Source organism: Bacillus cereus group sp. BfR-BA-01331, assembly GCF_022663915.1.
In the GTDB taxonomy this organism is placed as follows: domain Bacteria; phylum Bacillota; class Bacilli; order Bacillales; family Bacillaceae_G; genus Bacillus_A; species Bacillus_A mycoides.
This window is the reverse complement of the sequence record NZ_JAKUGJ010000008.1, coordinates 1-16,079: the sequence shown is the minus strand read 5'-3', so window position 1 is coordinate 16,079 and position 16,079 is coordinate 1. Positions and strand designations below refer to the sequence as shown.

The window sequence follows — 16,079 nt, the reverse complement described above, 5'->3', positions numbered from 1 at the left end:
AGAAATATGATGACATATGAATATATTTTAGTTCGTTATGGAGAAATGACGACAAAAGGAAAGAACCGTTCTAAGTTTGTAAGTACGTTAAAAGATAATGTGAAATTCAAATTAAAAAAATTCCCAAACATTAAAATTGATGCAACACATGATCGTATGTACATTCAGTTAAATGGTGAAGACCATGAAGCAATTTCTGAAAGATTGAAAGATGTATTTGGTATTCATAAGTTTAACTTAGCAATGAAAGTACCATCAGAATTAGAAGATATTAAAAAAGGTGCATTAGCAGCTTTCTTACAAGTAAAAGGTGATGTGAAAACATTTAAAATTACAGTGCACCGCTCTGATAAGCGCTTCCCAATGAAGACGATGGAGTTACTTCCAGAAATCGGTGGGCACATTTTAGAAAATACAGAGGATATCACAGTAGATGTTCATAATCCAGATGTGAATGTACGTATAGAAATTCGCAGTGGTTACAGCTATATTATGTGTGGTGAGCACATGGGAGCTGGCGGTTTACCAGTTGGCGTTGGCGGAAAAGTAATGGTACTTCTTTCTGGTGGTATCGATAGCCCGGTAGCAACGTACTTAACGATGAAACGCGGCGTATCTGTGGAAGCAGTTCACTTCCATAGTCCACCTTTCACAAGCGAGCGCGCGAAACAAAAAGTAATCGATTTAGCACAAGAGTTAACGCAATACTGTAAACGTGTAACACTTCATCTTGTTCCATTTACTGAAGTGCAAAAAACGATTAATAAAGAAATTCCATCTAGCTATTCTATGACAGTTATGCGTCGTATGATGATGCGTATTACAGAGCGTATTGCAGAGGAGCGTAATGCACTTGCAATTACGACTGGTGAAAGTCTTGGACAAGTAGCGAGCCAAACGTTAGATAGTATGCATACGATTAACGAAGTGACAAACTATCCTGTTATTCGCCCGCTTATTACGATGGATAAATTAGAAATTATTAAAATTGCAAAAGAAATTGGAACGTATGATATTTCACTTCGTCCATATGAAGACTGCTGTACAGTGTTTACACCAGCAAGTCCATCGACGAAACCGAAGCGTGAGAAAGCAAATCGTTTTGAAGCGAAGTACGATTTCGCGCCGTTAATTGAAGAGGCTGTAGCGAACAAAGAAACAATGGTATTACAAACAGTAGAAGTAGTGGCTGAAGAAGAAAAATTCGAAGAACTTTTCTAAACCCATAAATTACCACATTCAAATGTGCATGAAGTCATGTTGTTTATCACACTCTATACTCACAAGGAGGTGATACAACATGGCAAGCACAAATAAATTAGCAGTATCTGGTGCTCAAGCAGCATTAGATCAAATGAAATACGAAATCGCTCAAGAGTTTGGTGTTCAACTTGGAGCTGATGCAACATCTCGCGCTAACGGATCTGTTGGTGGCGAAATTACTAAACGTCTAGTTTCACTAGCTGAGCAACAATTAGGCGGTTACCAAAAATAATCCCATATACGATGGCTTAGAAAGAGCGGGTTCTCCCGCTCTTTCTTTTTGTCGTTTTCGTCGTTATTTGCCGATGAATCGTTATGTTAAAAACATCGTCGCTATACATTCATACATCAATTCGACATAAATATAAAAAAATTGTCAAAAGAAGAGGGTTCAAAATTTACTGAAAATTCTTTATTATATAAGGGAGGCATAGAAATAAAGGAGGATGTTATATGAAGAGAGAGGAATTGTTAGCGCCGCCGTCTTATAATTTAGTTTCGGAAATAGAGAAATATACGAGTGATAAAGAGAAGCTTGCTTTAATTTGGCAAGATGATAAAGGGAATAGACGAGAGATTACATATTTTGAATTAATGCAAGGTGCGAATAGAATTGGAAACGCTTTTATAAAAAGTGGCTTACAAAAAGGGGACAAGCTCCTTATTATGATGCCGCGCTTAATTGAAGCTTACATGACGTATATTGCTGCGATTAAAGCAGGATTTGTCGTTATTCCAAGCTCAGAAATGTTGCGTAAAAAAGATATCGAGTATCGTATTGGGCACGGAGAAGTAAAGGCTATCGTAAGTTACGAACCGTATATTGGACAATTTGACGGCGTAGAAGCGGTGGAATCTCTTCAAAAATTCGTCCTGAGCGAGCGATCAGTAGATGGATGGACGAATTTAAAAACAGCATTAGAAACGGAAAGTGATACGTTAGAAATGGCGAAGACGGATAAAGAAGATATGGTCTTTTTATCTTATACGTCAGGGACGACAGGGAATCCAAAAGGAGTTGTTCATACGCATGCCTGGGCATACGCTCATTTACGTACAAGCGCCCCGAACTGGCTCGGAATCGAAGAAGAAGATGTTGTATGGGCAACGGCTAGTCCAGGTTGGCAAAAATGGATTTGGAGCCCGTTTGTAGCGACTCTCGGTTCAGGTGCAACAGGATTTGTATATAACGGCAAATTTGAACCAAAAACATATTTAAATTTATTAGGTGATAATAAGGTGAATGTACTTTGTTGTACACCGACTGAGTATAGATTAATGGCAAAGGTAGAAAACTTAAGTGAGTACAATTTAGAAGCGTTACATAGCGCTGTATCGGCAGGTGAGCCGTTAAACAGGGAAGTCATTGAAACGTTCCAAAGGTATTTCGATATTACAGTAAGAGACGGCTATGGGCAAACGGAAAACACATTACTCGTTGGGATAATGAAAGGGATGGACATTAGACCAGGATCAATGGGAAAACCGACGCCAGGCAACCATGTTGATATCGTAAATGAAGAAGGAACTCCTGTACAGGTAGGAGAAGTTGGTGATATTGCAGTTCACATTGAAACACCAGCACTCTTTAAACAATATTATAAAGACGATGAGCGCACAGCGATGCAATTCCGCGGTGATTATTATATTACCGGTGATAAAGCGAAAAAAGATGAAGAAGGCTATTTCTGGTTTGAAGGGCGCGGTGATGATATTATTATTAGCTCTGGCTATACAATCGGCCCGTTTGAAGTAGAAGATGCGCTTGTAAAACATCCTTACGTAAGAGAATGTGCGGTTGTTGCAAGCCCTGATGAAATTCGTGGAAGTGTCGTGAAGGCATTTATCGTATTAAGAGAGAATATAGACAAGAACGAAAAAACATTAATTCCAGTGCTCCAACAACACGTCAAAGAATTGACTGCACCATATAAATACCCTCGCAAAATTGAATTTGTAGATGAACTACCAAAAACGATTTCCGGAAAAATTCGCCGTATTGAACTTAGAAAACAAGAAATGGAGCTTCCTTCAAAATAATTTTGAAAATAGGGAAGTAAATAGTTGAATGAAATGTAAAACGATGATATTATAAAAACGAACATAAGTTCGATTTTATAAATTTAAAAAAGAGGTGTCCGTATGATTTTAGGTATTAATCCGTACTTAGTTTTAGATGGTAGTGGGCAAGAAGCTGTACAGTTTTACAAAGAGGCGTTAGACGCAAAAGTAGAAGTAATGCAAACTTTTGGTGACATGCCTGAAAATCCAGAATACCCAATTCCAGCTGAAGCGAAAGAGCGCGTTTTACATGCTACTTTAAAAGTTGGTAATACGGACCTTATGATTTCTGATACATTCCCAGGTCAAGGGCATGCAATCGGATCTCAAGTAACAATCGCAATTCAAATTAATAATGCAGAAAAAGCGAAAGAAGTATTTGATAAGTTACAAGAAGGTGGAGAAGTTATTATGCCACTTCAAGAAACGTTCTGGAGCCCAGCATACGGACAATTAAAAGATAAATTTAGCATTGAATGGCAAATTACAACGAACCCTACTGAACAAAATTAATTTTTGGAAAAGTACCATTTTTAATCGAAATGGTGCTTTTTTTATACGTACTAATTTCGTAGACTAAAGGAAAAAGGGGATGGGCATATGGGAGAAATTTGGTATGGCGGCACCATTTACACAATGCGAGAAGAGAATGAAAAAGTAGAAGCCGTTTACGTCGAAGATGGCGTCATTGTTGATGTGGGGAATAAAGAAGCGTTAGAGAACCGATATTCTGCGGTGAAGTTGTACGATTTAAAAGGGAAAACGATGATTCCAGGTCTTGTTGATAGCCATATGCATCTTATTGGGCATGGGGAGAGGTTACTTCGTCTAGATTTATCAAATTGTACATCTTATAAAGAAGTGCTTACTCTTGTTCAGAAGCGCGTAGAAGAAGCGCCAAAAGAATCTTGGATTATCGGAGAAGGATGGAATGAAAATAATTTTACAGATACAAAACAAGTTCATGTACGTGATTTAGATGAAATCTCTAAAGAACATCCGATTTTATTAAAGCGTGTTTGTCGTCACGTGACATGGGTGAATTCATACATATTGCAAGAAGCGAATATAAAAGAAGCGACGCAAGATCCAAAGGGCGGGAAAATTGGCCGTGATGCGTCAAATAATTTAACAGGACTTTTATATGAGCAAGGACAAGAGTTAATTAAACATGTTCAGCCCGAAATAGATGGAGTGTATTTGCAAAGTGCTCTGCAAACAGCGATTTCAGACTGCTGGCAATACGGACTCGTTGGCGGACATACGGAAGACTTAAATTATTATGGCGGCTTTCAAAAAACGTACAATGCGTTTTCACACGTTATAAAAGAAATGCGGTTTAAAGCGCATTTACTCGTTCACCATGAAGTAGCGAATGAACGAAAAGAATATGAAAATGAGCACTATATTGAATTTGGTGCGATGAAAATTTTTTCTGACGGCTCTTTTGGCGGAAGAACAGCTTTATTAAGTGAACCGTATGAAGATGCGAAGGAAACAAATGGAGTTGCCATTTTCTCACGTGAAGAGCTTGCAGGTTTAGTGAAAAAAGCACGAGATTTACATATGCCAGTTGCGATTCATACAATTGGTGATTTATCGCTTGAATATGTCATTGATGCGCTTGAATTACATCCACCAGCAGAAGGATTACGTGACCGTATTATTCATTGTCAGCTAGCTCGTGAAGAGTTGATTGAAAGAATGAAACACTTGCCAGCTATTATTGATATTCAACCAGTCTTTGTTTCATCGGATTTTCCATCAGTGATTGAAAAACTAGGAGACCATCGTCTTCGTTATGCGTATGCTTGGAAGACGTTACTGGACGCAGGATTACACTGTAATGGAGGCTCTGATGCTCCAATTGAACAAGTGAATCCGTTTTTAGGTATATATAGTGCTGTTACACGTAGAAGTTTTATTGATGGTGTATGTTATATCCCAGAAGAAAGATTAACGGTGTATGAGGCTGTTTCTTTATTTACAACAGGAAGTGCGTATGCAATTGGAAAAGAAGGAAAGCGAGGACAAATTACAAAAGGATATGAAGCAGACTTTACGATATTAGACCGCAATGTTTTTGAAATTGAGGCGGAAGAAATAAAAGAAGTACAGGCAGAAATGACCGTCATTGATGGGAAGATTGTTTATAGAAAAGACGTGTGAAAATATATCAGCGATTATTGAAATATATCGACCATAACTTGAAATATATCAGCGATTATTAAAATATATCGACTTACCGACAAAAGCTGACAATAATGGCGACTGCATAGTAAGAGATGGCTACCCACACCAATCGGGGGAAATAAAAGACCGCAGAATTATGGAATCCCATAATTCTGCGGTTATTTTAATACTATAAAAACGTTCTCTGTACTTTTTCCCAGAAAGAGTTGTTTTTTAATTTAACAGTTTTAATTTGTTTATCGCTTAAACGAACAACGGCTTTCTCCACTTGCTTAATGCTAAGTGCTTCGTTATCCATGCCGATAACAGGATAATCATTACCATCTGGTTTAAGTGTTAAAGTTAACGTGCGCTCGTGATTTAAAAGAAACGGTGATCCGAGTGTACGGTATGTGTTGTTATTTAAAGATGCTAGTTCGCTTACTTGGAAACATGGGATAAGTGGATCGACAACTGCACCATGTAATGATTTATTGTAAGCGGTACTTCCTGTTGGTGTGGAGATAACTAATCCATCACCTCTAAAGGTTTCGAAATGTAAATTGTCGACGTGTACATCTACGACAAATGTTTTAATGATACTAGAGCGTAATGTGAATTCATTTAAACAATGGAAAGATGTACCGTGATCTACATCTACTTTAATTGTTGGATATTTTCGCACTTCAATTTCGTTTTTTGTAATTTCTTGAAGGGCTGTATCAACGTGATCGATGTGGAAATCGCAGTAGAAAGAAATTTCATCTTTCGTAGAAATACCTGCGTATAAGCAATCTTCTCTAAAGCCAGTTTTACGAACGGCTTGTAAGAAAGTTCCATCATCTCCAACGCTGACGATAGCGTTTGCATTTTTTGGATGATCTAATATGGTAAATCCATTCTCCTCTAAAATACGATATACTGGTTTCATTTTTTCAACGAGCGTTACTTTGTCATCACCATAAAAGAAAAATAAATTGCGACGATTTGCCATTATGTATCCCTCCACTGCAGTTAAATTTTCTAGTCTTAGTGCTACATATCGTCAGAGTATGTTTCTGGATGATATGTTCAAATAGTATATTTCGATATAAATTGTCAAAATTCCTTTTTATTTTTAGAAAAATTTTTATATTCAATTTTATCAAAGTCTGTTTAATGATGAATAAACTTGTCGATAATGGGTATGGAGTGAAAGGATGGTACGAATGAAGTGGCTCGTAATTGGAATGATAATTCTTCTACTTTTTATTTTGCTTATACTATTATCGAAAATATCGCTTAAGGTGACGTTTTTATATTCAGAAATGGAAAAACAATGTTTATTTCAAGTGAAAATATGGATGATTCGATATACGTTTGATGTATTGGAAAGAATTGAAAAACAGCAGAAGAAGACAGGAAAAAAAATTAAAAAAGCTGAAGAGGACGGCGGAATAGATAATAAAATTATGGCACAACTCGATAGTATAGGGGAACTGATAAAAAAGCTTCAAGACGTTCATACTATTGTTAAAGATTTTCTCAAAAGAGTGAAAATCAATGGTTGGAAATGGCATACGCAAATTGGAGCAGGCGACGCGGCTAGTACTGGAATTGTCACTGGATATGCATGGGGGACAAAAGGAATGGCTGCTGGAGTTGTAGGACAATATATGCATATTGTCGACATACCAGAATTTGAAATTACTCCTGTTTTTCAAGGAAAGGGATTTGCATCAAGATGCGAGTTAACAGCATCTTTTCGTATATTACGTACTGTAAAAACAGCGATAAAATTACTCATGTTTATGAGAAAGCAAAGATCTGGTATGACAGAAAAATCTGTTCAAGCATAGGGGGGATATAGAATGGACCATCCAATTCAAGGTTTAATGACAACCGCAATGCAGCATTTGAAACAAATGACTGATGTAAATACAATTGTTGGTGACCCAATTAAAGCGGCAGATGGAAGTGTAATTCTTACAGTTTCGAAAGTCAGTTTTGGATTTGCTGCTGGTGGAAGTGAATTTGGTAAAGTAGAACATTCAGGCCGTCATCCATTTGGTGGGGGAAGTGGTGGAGGAGTTTCTATTAATCCTGTTGCCTTTCTTGTTATAAATGGAGAAGGTGTGAAAGTATTACACTTAGATAAGCAAACACACGTCATCGATAAAATAATTGAATTAGCGCCACAAGCTGTTGATAAAGTGAAAGAAATGATGGATAAACGAAAAGAAGATGATCCTGAATTTCAAATTTAACGAATAAAGAAGCTGATCAGTGGATTAGCTTCTTTAATTTTTTTGTAAATAAAGCGATTTTATTTGCATTATCGATAGGGACAAACTATCATTTACATTGTACATATTTTGTTTAAAATAAGGGAGGATTTTTAAGTGGCAAATGTAACTTTTAAAGGTAACCCAATGACTTTAGTTGGAACAGAAGTTAAAGTTGGCGATCAAGCGCCTAACTTCCAAGTATTAGCAAATGACTTATCTCCAGTAAGTTTAGAAACATACAAAGGTGAAGTGAAATTAATTAGTGTTGTACCTTCAATCGACACAGGTGTATGTGATGCACAAACTCGTCGTTTTAACGAAGATGCAGCAGGTATTGAAAACGCGAAAGTATTAACAATTAGCGCTGATTTACCATTCGCTCAAAAACGCTGGTGTGCAGCAAACGGTTTAGAAAATGTTGTGACACTTTCTGATCACCGTGACCTTTCATTCGGTGAAGCTTACGGCTTAGTAATGAAAGAACTTCGTTTACTTGCTCGTGCAGTATTCGTAGTAGATAGCAATGACAAAGTAGTTTACGCAGAATACGTAGGCGAAGGTACAAGCCATCCAAACTATGAAGCAGCATTAGAAGCAGCTAAATCTGCGAAGTAATGTAAATGAAGACGACCTCTCATTAAAGTTTTACTTTAGAAGAGGTCGTCTTTTCTCATGTATTGTTAACCGAACCAATATATGAGAAAAGACGTTACATCATAAACAACTTGAAGGGGAGCTCTTTGCAAGAGGTCGCTTTTTCTTTTGGGAAAAATTTAGATTATGGTATGATATAAGTTATGTGTAAAAGAGAGAAGGAGGAATGTACGTGAGTCAGGCAGTAGAAACATTATTTTCTATTTTTGATTCTTCTACGGTAGTTTTACGTAAAGAATTAGATGTAACATATTTAGAGGCGCTTGTAGAAACAGGTGATAACTTGTTTGAAGGAGCGATTTTACAAGAGGAATTATCCGAATCAACAATTGAAAGGTTGAATCGTGAATATAGTACGTTTAATGAAGAAACATATAAAGGGGAAGAAATTCGTAAAGCATTTCAGCTAGCCATTTTAAAAGGAATGAAAGAGGGCGTACAAGCGAATCACGAAATGACGCCAGATGCAGTTGGAATGTTCATGAGCTACTTATTCCATAAATTTATGCAAGGTCAAAAAGAAATTACTGTTTTGGACCCTGCAATTGGAACTGGTAACTTAATGACTACATTGTTTAATAGCGCCAAAGAAGAACTAACAATGAGTGGATTTGGTGTAGAAGTGGATGAGGTGTTAATTAAACTTGCTTTAGTAAATGCAAATTTACAAAAGCATGCAATCGAATTCTTCCACCAAGATGGACTAGCACCACTTTATATTGATCCAGTTGATGCAGTCGTTTCAGATTTACCAATTGGTTATTATCCAAATGAAATTGTTGCAAGTGAATATACATTAAAAGCAAATGAAGGAATGTCATATGCACATCACTTATTTATTGAACAAAGTGTGAAACATACGAAAGAAGGCGGGTATTTATTCTTCTTAGTACCAAACTTCATTTTTGAAAGTGATCAAGCGCCAAAGCTACATGCATTCATTAAAGAGACATGTTTTATTCAAGGATTATTACAGCTTCCTGTTTCCATGTTTAAAAACGAGAAAAATGCAAAAAGTATATTTGTTCTCCAAAAGAAAGGCCAAGGTGTAACAATGCCGAAACAGGCACTACTAGTGGAATTACCTAAATTCTCTAACATGAAGGCTATGGAGAACATTATGGATCAATTGAATACTTGGTTTGCAACACATAAATAATACGATATATATGTAACAGGGTTAGTAATTAATGTAGTACAGTTTTATAGGATATGTAATGTTTTTTAATATATACAAGATTTAACTGAATTTTTTTGAAATCTGTAATATATTTTTTTTCTTGGTGTTACAATTTTTTCACTTGAAATATATGTCGGACGATGTTTAAATTAAAATCGTGAGTATAAAATTTACTAATGATGAAACGTTTTCATAATGAGTGAATTTAATTAGATAAAATCGAGCGGTTTGTGGAATGATCCACACAACTACCAAGAGAAAAAGGGGCGAAAGACTAGATGTCAAAAATCATCGCGATTAACGCAGGAAGCTCTTCGTTAAAGTTCCAATTATTTGAAATGCCAAGTGAAACAGTATTAACAAAAGGTTTAGTAGAACGTATCGGTTTAGAAGATAGTATCTTCACAATTACTGTAAATGGCGAAAAACAAAAAGAAATTACAAACATCCCAGATCATGCAGTAGCAGTTAACATGCTTCTTAAGAAATTAACTGAAAACGGAATCGTAAAATCTCTTGATGAGATTGGCGGTATCGGTCACCGTGTTGTACACGGCGGCGAAAAATTTGCTGATTCTGTTTTAATTGATGCTGAAGTGTTAGCTGATATCGAAGAATTAAGCGATTTAGCACCACTTCACAACCCAGCAAACCTTGTTGGTATTAAAGCATTCCAAGAAGTACTACCAAACGTACCAGCAGTAGCAGTATTCGATACAGCATTCCACCAAACAATGCCGGAATCTGCATTCCTATACAGCTTACCATATGAGTACTATGAGAAATTTGGCATCCGTAAATACGGTTTCCACGGAACTTCTCATAAATATGTAACTGAGCGTGCGGCTGAATTATTAGGTCGTCCAATTGAAAGCTTAAGCCTACTTTCTTGTCACTTAGGTAACGGTGCAAGTATCGCAGCAGTAGAAGGCGGTAAGTCTATCGATACTTCTATGGGCTTCACTCCACTTGCTGGTGTAACAATGGGTACACGTTCTGGTAACATTGACCCTGCGTTAATTCCATACATCATGGAAAAAACAGGCCAAACTGTAGAAGAAGTAGTTAGCGTATTAAACAAGAAGAGTGGTATGTTAGGTCTTACTGGTTACTCTAGTGACCTACGTGACATCATTGCGAAAGAAGAAGAAGGCGACCACCGTGCGAAAGTAGCACTTGACGTGTTCGTGAGCCGTATCCATAAATACATCGGTTCTTACACAGCTCGTATGAAAGGCGTTGACGCTATCATCTTTACAGCTGGTGTAGGTGAAAACAGTGCAATTATTCGTGAGCGCGTATTAGAAGGCCTTGAGTACATGGGCGTATACTTCGACGTAAAACGCAATAACGTATTCGGTGAAGAAGCATTCATTAGCTTCCCACACTCTCCAGTAAAAATTATCGTAATTCCAACTGACGAAGAAGTTATGATTGCTCGTGACGTATTACGTCTTGGAGATATTGGTTAATATACTATATAAAAAAAGACGAGATCCTATAGGATTTCGTCTTTTTTCTTTTGGATATAGTTTAAAATTCCATCTGGATATAGCACTTTTCCCTTCTGAATGAAAGCTGTAATGGGAATCCATTTCGCATACGATACGGTTTGCTCATCTTGTATATTCATTTTTTCCATTTCATATAGTGATGTGTCTAATAAGCGTAAAGAATATAGCTGAATGATTTCATGACCAATTTCTCCATCAAGATGAAAGATATTTTCTAAGCAGCCTAAATAATTGGTGATTTCCACTTCTGTGTGAAGCTCTTCTTGAAATTCGCGAATAACAGTATGTGCTGATTTTTCACCAAGTTCAATTGATCCGCCAAGAGGTCGGTAATATGTTTCATCGCCTGTATGATATTCTTGTACGAGAAGGCGACCGTGATGTATAGCAATGCCAAAAGCTTTTGCACGTGGATACATATATAATCACTCCTTATTTATTTTGTATAAGGATGATTATAAGGCAGGGTGTGATAAAAGGTGACCTGTATTTAAGCGTTTGGCCGAATCGTGATTCCATCAAATAAGTCATTCCAAAATGCTTCATTGTACTGATATACATCCATAATAGGGCATTTTATAACACAAATGTTTTGTAATCCCCAATCTTCTTGGGCGATAGTTGGTACATCTTCAGGGATGAGTAATAGGACAGAGAATGTATGTTTAACTATTTGAGATAAAATTTGTTCCAAGGAACGTGCTTCTTCGTATGTTCCTCCCGTCCGAATAAACAATGTGGATTCTGCCGTTTCGATTGTAGTTAGAAAGCGATTAATTCGATGCTCATAGTTTAACTTAATTTCTGTATAAGAAGGCCAGGATGTTGGTGTGTTTACATCTGTTTTAAAGTCGTGACAGGAGTCGATTTCATATAGGCTGTCACGTAGTCTTAATTTCGCATCATCATCCCAAAATGAGATGAAGGATAAGTTTTCGAACTGTAAAAAACGGTCAAATCGATTTTGTAATAATAAATTCACTTTTTCTAATGAAGGGCTTAGCATAAAATCGATAACACCAAAAAATGGTGATAATTCGAATTGATATAAAGCCCAAGCAGGCCAGCAGTTTTGTCCTAAGCTGAATACTGCATTATATTCTTTTTTTATATTGGATAGATTCATGTGATTCATCTCGTCCTTTTTGCTAATATTTTATGTCACTAAAAAATGGTATGTGAATAAAGATAGACAAGCATATTTGTAAAGAACAAGCGGAAATATGTTACAATAGAAAAAAATCGAACGAGGTGGTTGTTGCGATGCGATCGAAGCGAGAACAAGCCATTTTAGACAATATAAAAGAATGGGAATCGCAATTAGTTGAGCAAGAAGCGACCGATTTTCAAAAAATGTTTGATAAATGGGTACATACTACAATTGCGAAATTGCCTGAGAAAAAACGAAAAGATTTCTTTACGAAAGCAGATGGATGGCTCTTTCATTTGCATGCACTTATTCAAAGTTCACAATCACAGTTAGATGCACGTAATCGCATTTTAGGAACATCGAGATTATTTGATGAATCAATTGAGCAACTTGAAGATTTGAAGGCGTTATCTATTGATCAATTAACATACATAGCAGAGCAGCAAACAGCAAGACATCGCCTATATTCATTCGTACAAGGCGGAGCAACGGGTGCTGGGGGGGTATTATTATTAACAGCTGATTTTCCGGTTATGATCGCGTTAAATTTGAAAGCTGTTCAACTTATTGCAACATCATTTGGACATGATGTGAACAAGCCGTATGAAATGATGCTTGCGTTAAAGGTATTCCACGCAGCATTATTGCCGGCGAGACTTCAGCAATATGCATGGTACAATTTACTGAGAGAACTTGAGCAAAAAGATTCATTCTTTTATGAAGGAGACGAAGAGGTGTTAAAGCCAGCTTCTACTGAGGTTGTGTTAAAACAAATTTTGAAGACATTTTCGATTTATGCTCTTCGTCGTAAATTATTCCAAGGTATTCCGGTCATTGGAATGGCAATTGGGTCTACAGTGAACTATCGTTTAACAAGAAGCGTTACTGAATTTGCAAATAGATTTTATCAAGTGCGCCACATAGTCGAGAAGGAAAAAAGAGCATAAAAAAAGCGAGAGGCCGAGGCCTTTCGCTTTTTTAATTTGTTGCATGCTTTTTGGACATTGGAATAGATACTGGTTGCTTTTCTGCTTTCTTTTCTGCTTTTGGATAATAAATTAAATCCAATGTTTTTGCCTGTACGGCAATCGAAAGAATAGTAAAAGCAATTTCTGTCCAATTTAAATAATATAATGAAAGCGCAAGAACAATCGCGTCAAAGACGAAGAAAATTTGCCCAATTGTAAACCGAGTTCGTTTACTTAATATAATTGTTAAAATATCGTCTCCGCCGGTTGCACCGCCAAATCGCAATATAAAACCGAGTCCAATACCAGCTAACGCACCGCCAACTACTGCAGCTATAAATAAATTATTTGATAAATCGACCGTAAATGGAGAATAATTTTCCATAAAAGAATAAAATACTCCGAATGAAATCGAACCTAGGAATGAGTAGCCAACCATTTTTCTACCTAAAAATGAAGCACATAGTAAAATAATAGGGATATCCATTACTACAGTTGAAATGGATGGTGAAATATCATAAAAATTTTGGATAAATAGTGCAATACCTACAAAGCCACCTTCTGTTAAGTGGTTTTGGAAGTGAATGTGATATAGCGCTGCTGCTAAAATAAATGAACCGATTAAAACCATAAAAACTTCTTTAATAATTTGTCGACTTTGGATGTTCCTCATCGTTATTCCTTCTTTCCGTAGTTAGTAGTCCTTGTTGTGTTGTAAACTAACTACGAGCTCACATGTAGCTTTCAGTTAGTTTACGAAAAAAACTAACTACGCTATATGTCGCTGAAGAAATAACGAATAATCCTCTCGTCCATCAATTCTCCCTACCTTCGTTTTAGTTTAAGTCTTAAAACGACTAAACAAAACGTGGAGTAGGATTCTTCATTTAGCAATCCTGCTCTTCTTTGTTTTGTTTAGCTAGTAACAATTAAGTCCTAAACAAAACGCTATGTGTAAGAAGAGTCTTTTTTTTGCCAAATTATCCTTCGGGCAATCATAATTTCCCCACTCTCGTATTTTTTTCGCTAGACTAAAGTATCTGAGCTGAAAAATACGCTACGTGTATGATTCGTCAATACGATGCCACATGCTCCTTCGAGCGATCATGATATCAAAATCCCTTCCTTCAAGATTTATATTATTATATCATACTTTCAAAAAATGCATGCGGATGGAAACCGACAATAACCGGAGGGAATCTACAAAAAATGTTATGTTTAAATATTTTTGTAGAAAAGCCTAAGTTATTTCGTAGAACTGGACAACTTTTAGAAGTTTGTCCAATAAGTAAGAAAAGAAGGGTTTTTATTCAATTGTATTGTTCTCATCACTTTTATCTTTAAAAAATGCATCCCAGCTAATGATACTTAAAAAAGTTAAAGCGATAATAATGAAAGCTCGCATAAGTTTGAGACCTCCTTTTGTACATAGTATATGAATAATTTGTTTCGGAATGTGCCATTTTTTTACAAGCTCTAACTATTATGAGAGTATATTAATATAGATAGATGAAGGGGAGAATGGAGATATGCTAAAAGACATGTTTAAAAGAAAAGAATTAAAATGTGTTTCATGTCAGAAAAAGATTCAATATGAAGAAGAGCTAGTTGCTTTTGTAAAGTTGCCAAAAGAAAGAAGTATATTAGTTGGTCCGTTTGATGTGTGTTTGGCGAAAACAGCACAAGAAATATATTGTAAATCGTGTTACGACAAAAAAGCATGACCCAAAGTAATTGAGGGGCATGCTTTTTTCATTGGTGTGCTTTTCCCTCAGATACGTTTTGGGTTAGACGATACCAAAGCCAAAGATCATTAATAATTGAAGCAAGATCGGCAATTTCTGAATTAAGCCTACAGGAAATTTCGAAATTCTCTTCGTTATTTAAGCAATGTTGTTTTTGATTAATATGACGTTCAAGCTCTTGTATACGATCAGGTATTTTTCCGCGAACTTGCTCCCATTTTAATAAAATAGAATGCTGCGCTTGTTCAGAGATGTCTTCCCATTTTTCTTGTATGTTCGGCAATTCAATCCCTAGATGTTCATTGTATATAAAATACTTTTTCATAGAAACCCCTCCATTTTCCTGCCTCTATTTTACATAAAAAAAGAAAGAAATTCGACGAAATTGTTTGAAAAAAATTTATGGATTCCCCTTGATTCATTTTATGAAAGGTGTTAAAGTTTGGATTATTATAAGATAAAATGAATATTTATTCTTTAGGGGGATGCAAAATGGAGAAGAAAAAAGTTGTGTTAGCATATTCTGGAGGTCTTGATACTTCCGTTGCGATTAAATGGTTACAAGAAAAGAATTATGATATTATCGCGCTTTGCTTAGATCTAGGGGAAGGTAAAGACTTAGCGTTTGTAAAAGAAAAAGCACTTTCAGTAGGTGCAATTAAATCATATATGATTGATGTTCAAGAAGAATATGCGAATGAATATGCATTGATAGCGATGCAAGCTCACACGTTATACGAAGGGAAATATCCTCTTGTCTCTGCATTATCTCGTCCGCTTATTGCAAAAAAATTAGTAGAAATTGCAGAGCAGGAAGGCGCAAGTGCAGTTGCACATGGATGTACAGGGAAAGGGAATGACCAAGTTCGTTTTGAAGTTTCTATTCAAGCGTTGAATCCATATTTAGAAGTTATTGCGCCCGTACGTGAATGGAAATGGTCACGTGAAGAAGAAATTGCATATGCAAAAGAAAATGATATACCGATTCCAATTAATTTAGATAGCCCGTTTTCAATCGATCAAAACTTATGGGGACGCAGCAACGAATGTGGAATTTTAGAAGATCCATGGGCAGCGCCGCCAGAAGACGCATACGAGATGACGT

Annotated in this window: 18 protein-coding genes; 13 read left to right on the top strand and 5 right to left on the bottom strand. The window is 36.4% G+C overall.

All coding sequences use genetic code 11. The annotated features are described in order from the left end of the window. Positions 1-6: 6 nt before the first annotated feature. From thiI to MR155_RS16010, 5 genes are all read left to right on the top strand, one after another. Positions 7-1,221, top strand: a complete 1,215-nt coding sequence (gene thiI, locus MR155_RS16030; protein ID WP_242310527.1) for a tRNA uracil 4-sulfurtransferase ThiI — start codon at positions 7-9, stop codon at positions 1,219-1,221. A gap of 79 nt (positions 1,222-1,300) precedes the next feature. Then, positions 1,301-1,495, top strand: coding sequence for an alpha/beta-type small acid-soluble spore protein (locus tag MR155_RS16025; RefSeq protein ID WP_000168891.1), 195 nt, complete (start codon positions 1,301-1,303; stop codon positions 1,493-1,495). A gap of 221 nt (positions 1,496-1,716) precedes the next feature. Next, on the top strand, positions 1,717-3,303 hold the full coding sequence (mbcS, locus tag MR155_RS16020) for an acyl-CoA synthetase MbcS (protein WP_219301249.1): 1,587 nt from the start codon (positions 1,717-1,719) through the stop codon (positions 3,301-3,303). Between the two features lie 102 nt (positions 3,304-3,405). Continuing rightward, positions 3,406-3,837, top strand: a complete 432-nt coding sequence (locus MR155_RS16015) for a VOC family protein (protein ID WP_002129408.1) — start codon at positions 3,406-3,408, stop codon at positions 3,835-3,837. Positions 3,838-3,924: 87 nt separating this feature from the next. Then, a complete protein-coding gene (locus tag MR155_RS16010) occupies positions 3,925-5,493 on the top strand; it encodes an amidohydrolase (protein WP_242310525.1) in 1,569 nt (522 codons plus the stop codon). A gap of 193 nt (positions 5,494-5,686) precedes the next feature. Here the strand turns inward: MR155_RS16010 and MR155_RS16005 are convergent, their stop codons facing one another. Next, complete coding sequence (locus MR155_RS16005; RefSeq protein ID WP_002015552.1) at positions 5,687-6,490, bottom strand: NAD kinase; 804 nt, start codon at positions 6,488-6,490, stop codon at positions 5,687-5,689. Positions 6,491-6,695: 205 nt separating this feature from the next. On the opposite strand from MR155_RS16005, the gene MR155_RS16000 reads away from it, so the two are divergent. From MR155_RS16000 to ackA, 5 genes are all read left to right on the top strand, one after another. Continuing rightward, positions 6,696-7,334: a DUF2953 domain-containing protein gene (locus MR155_RS16000; protein WP_242310523.1), complete on the top strand. Its 639-nt coding sequence runs from the start codon at positions 6,696-6,698 to the stop codon at positions 7,332-7,334. A 12-nt stretch (positions 7,335-7,346) separates the two neighbouring features. Then, positions 7,347-7,742: a GerW family sporulation protein gene (ytfJ, locus tag MR155_RS15995; protein ID WP_000350005.1), complete on the top strand. Its 396-nt coding sequence runs from the start codon at positions 7,347-7,349 to the stop codon at positions 7,740-7,742. A gap of 135 nt (positions 7,743-7,877) precedes the next feature. Beyond that, positions 7,878-8,378: a thiol peroxidase gene (gene tpx / locus MR155_RS15990; protein ID WP_002015549.1), complete on the top strand. Its 501-nt coding sequence runs from the start codon at positions 7,878-7,880 to the stop codon at positions 8,376-8,378. A 211-nt stretch (positions 8,379-8,589) separates the two neighbouring features. Beyond that, a complete protein-coding gene (locus MR155_RS15985; RefSeq protein ID WP_002015548.1) occupies positions 8,590-9,576 on the top strand; it encodes a class I SAM-dependent methyltransferase in 987 nt (328 codons plus the stop codon). 299 nt (positions 9,577-9,875) lie between these two features. Beyond that, the gene (gene ackA / locus MR155_RS15980; RefSeq protein ID WP_002015546.1) at positions 9,876-11,069 is read left to right on the top strand and encodes an acetate kinase; all 1,194 of its coding nucleotides are present in this window, start codon (positions 9,876-9,878) and stop codon (positions 11,067-11,069) included. A 26-nt stretch (positions 11,070-11,095) separates the two neighbouring features. Here ackA and MR155_RS15975 read toward each other — a convergent pair whose 3' ends face one another. Together MR155_RS15975 and MR155_RS15970 are read right to left on the bottom strand one after the other, a co-directional pair. Then, on the bottom strand, positions 11,096-11,530 hold the full coding sequence (locus tag MR155_RS15975) for an NUDIX hydrolase (RefSeq protein ID WP_242310522.1): 435 nt from the start codon (positions 11,528-11,530) through the stop codon (positions 11,096-11,098). A 71-nt stretch (positions 11,531-11,601) separates the two neighbouring features. Further along, complete coding sequence (locus tag MR155_RS15970) at positions 11,602-12,237, bottom strand: DUF1796 family putative cysteine peptidase (RefSeq protein WP_002138623.1); 636 nt, start codon at positions 12,235-12,237, stop codon at positions 11,602-11,604. A gap of 137 nt (positions 12,238-12,374) precedes the next feature. On the opposite strand from MR155_RS15970, the gene MR155_RS15965 reads away from it, so the two are divergent. After that, on the top strand, positions 12,375-13,208 hold the full coding sequence (locus MR155_RS15965; RefSeq protein WP_242310520.1) for an EcsC family protein: 834 nt from the start codon (positions 12,375-12,377) through the stop codon (positions 13,206-13,208). A gap of 31 nt (positions 13,209-13,239) precedes the next feature. On the opposite strand, the gene MR155_RS15960 is transcribed toward MR155_RS15965, so the two are convergent. Further along, positions 13,240-13,902 carry a YitT family protein gene (locus MR155_RS15960; protein ID WP_219303674.1) on the bottom strand — a complete coding sequence of 221 codons (663 nt, stop codon included), beginning with the start codon at positions 13,900-13,902 and terminating at the stop codon, positions 13,240-13,242. Between the two features lie 856 nt (positions 13,903-14,758). Here MR155_RS15960 and MR155_RS15955 point away from each other — a divergent pair. Beyond that, positions 14,759-14,953, top strand: a complete 195-nt coding sequence (locus MR155_RS15955; protein ID WP_002067549.1) for a hypothetical protein — start codon at positions 14,759-14,761, stop codon at positions 14,951-14,953. Positions 14,954-14,981: 28 nt separating this feature from the next. Here the strand turns inward: MR155_RS15955 and MR155_RS15950 are convergent, their stop codons facing one another. After that, positions 14,982-15,299 carry a radical SAM protein gene (locus MR155_RS15950; RefSeq protein ID WP_113935732.1) on the bottom strand — a complete coding sequence of 106 codons (318 nt, stop codon included), beginning with the start codon at positions 15,297-15,299 and terminating at the stop codon, positions 14,982-14,984. A 167-nt stretch (positions 15,300-15,466) separates the two neighbouring features. Between MR155_RS15950 and MR155_RS15945 the strand changes: the two genes are divergently transcribed. Beyond that, a partial coding sequence (locus MR155_RS15945; protein WP_396027167.1) for an argininosuccinate synthase occupies positions 15,467-16,079 on the top strand: 613 nt, incomplete at its 3' end.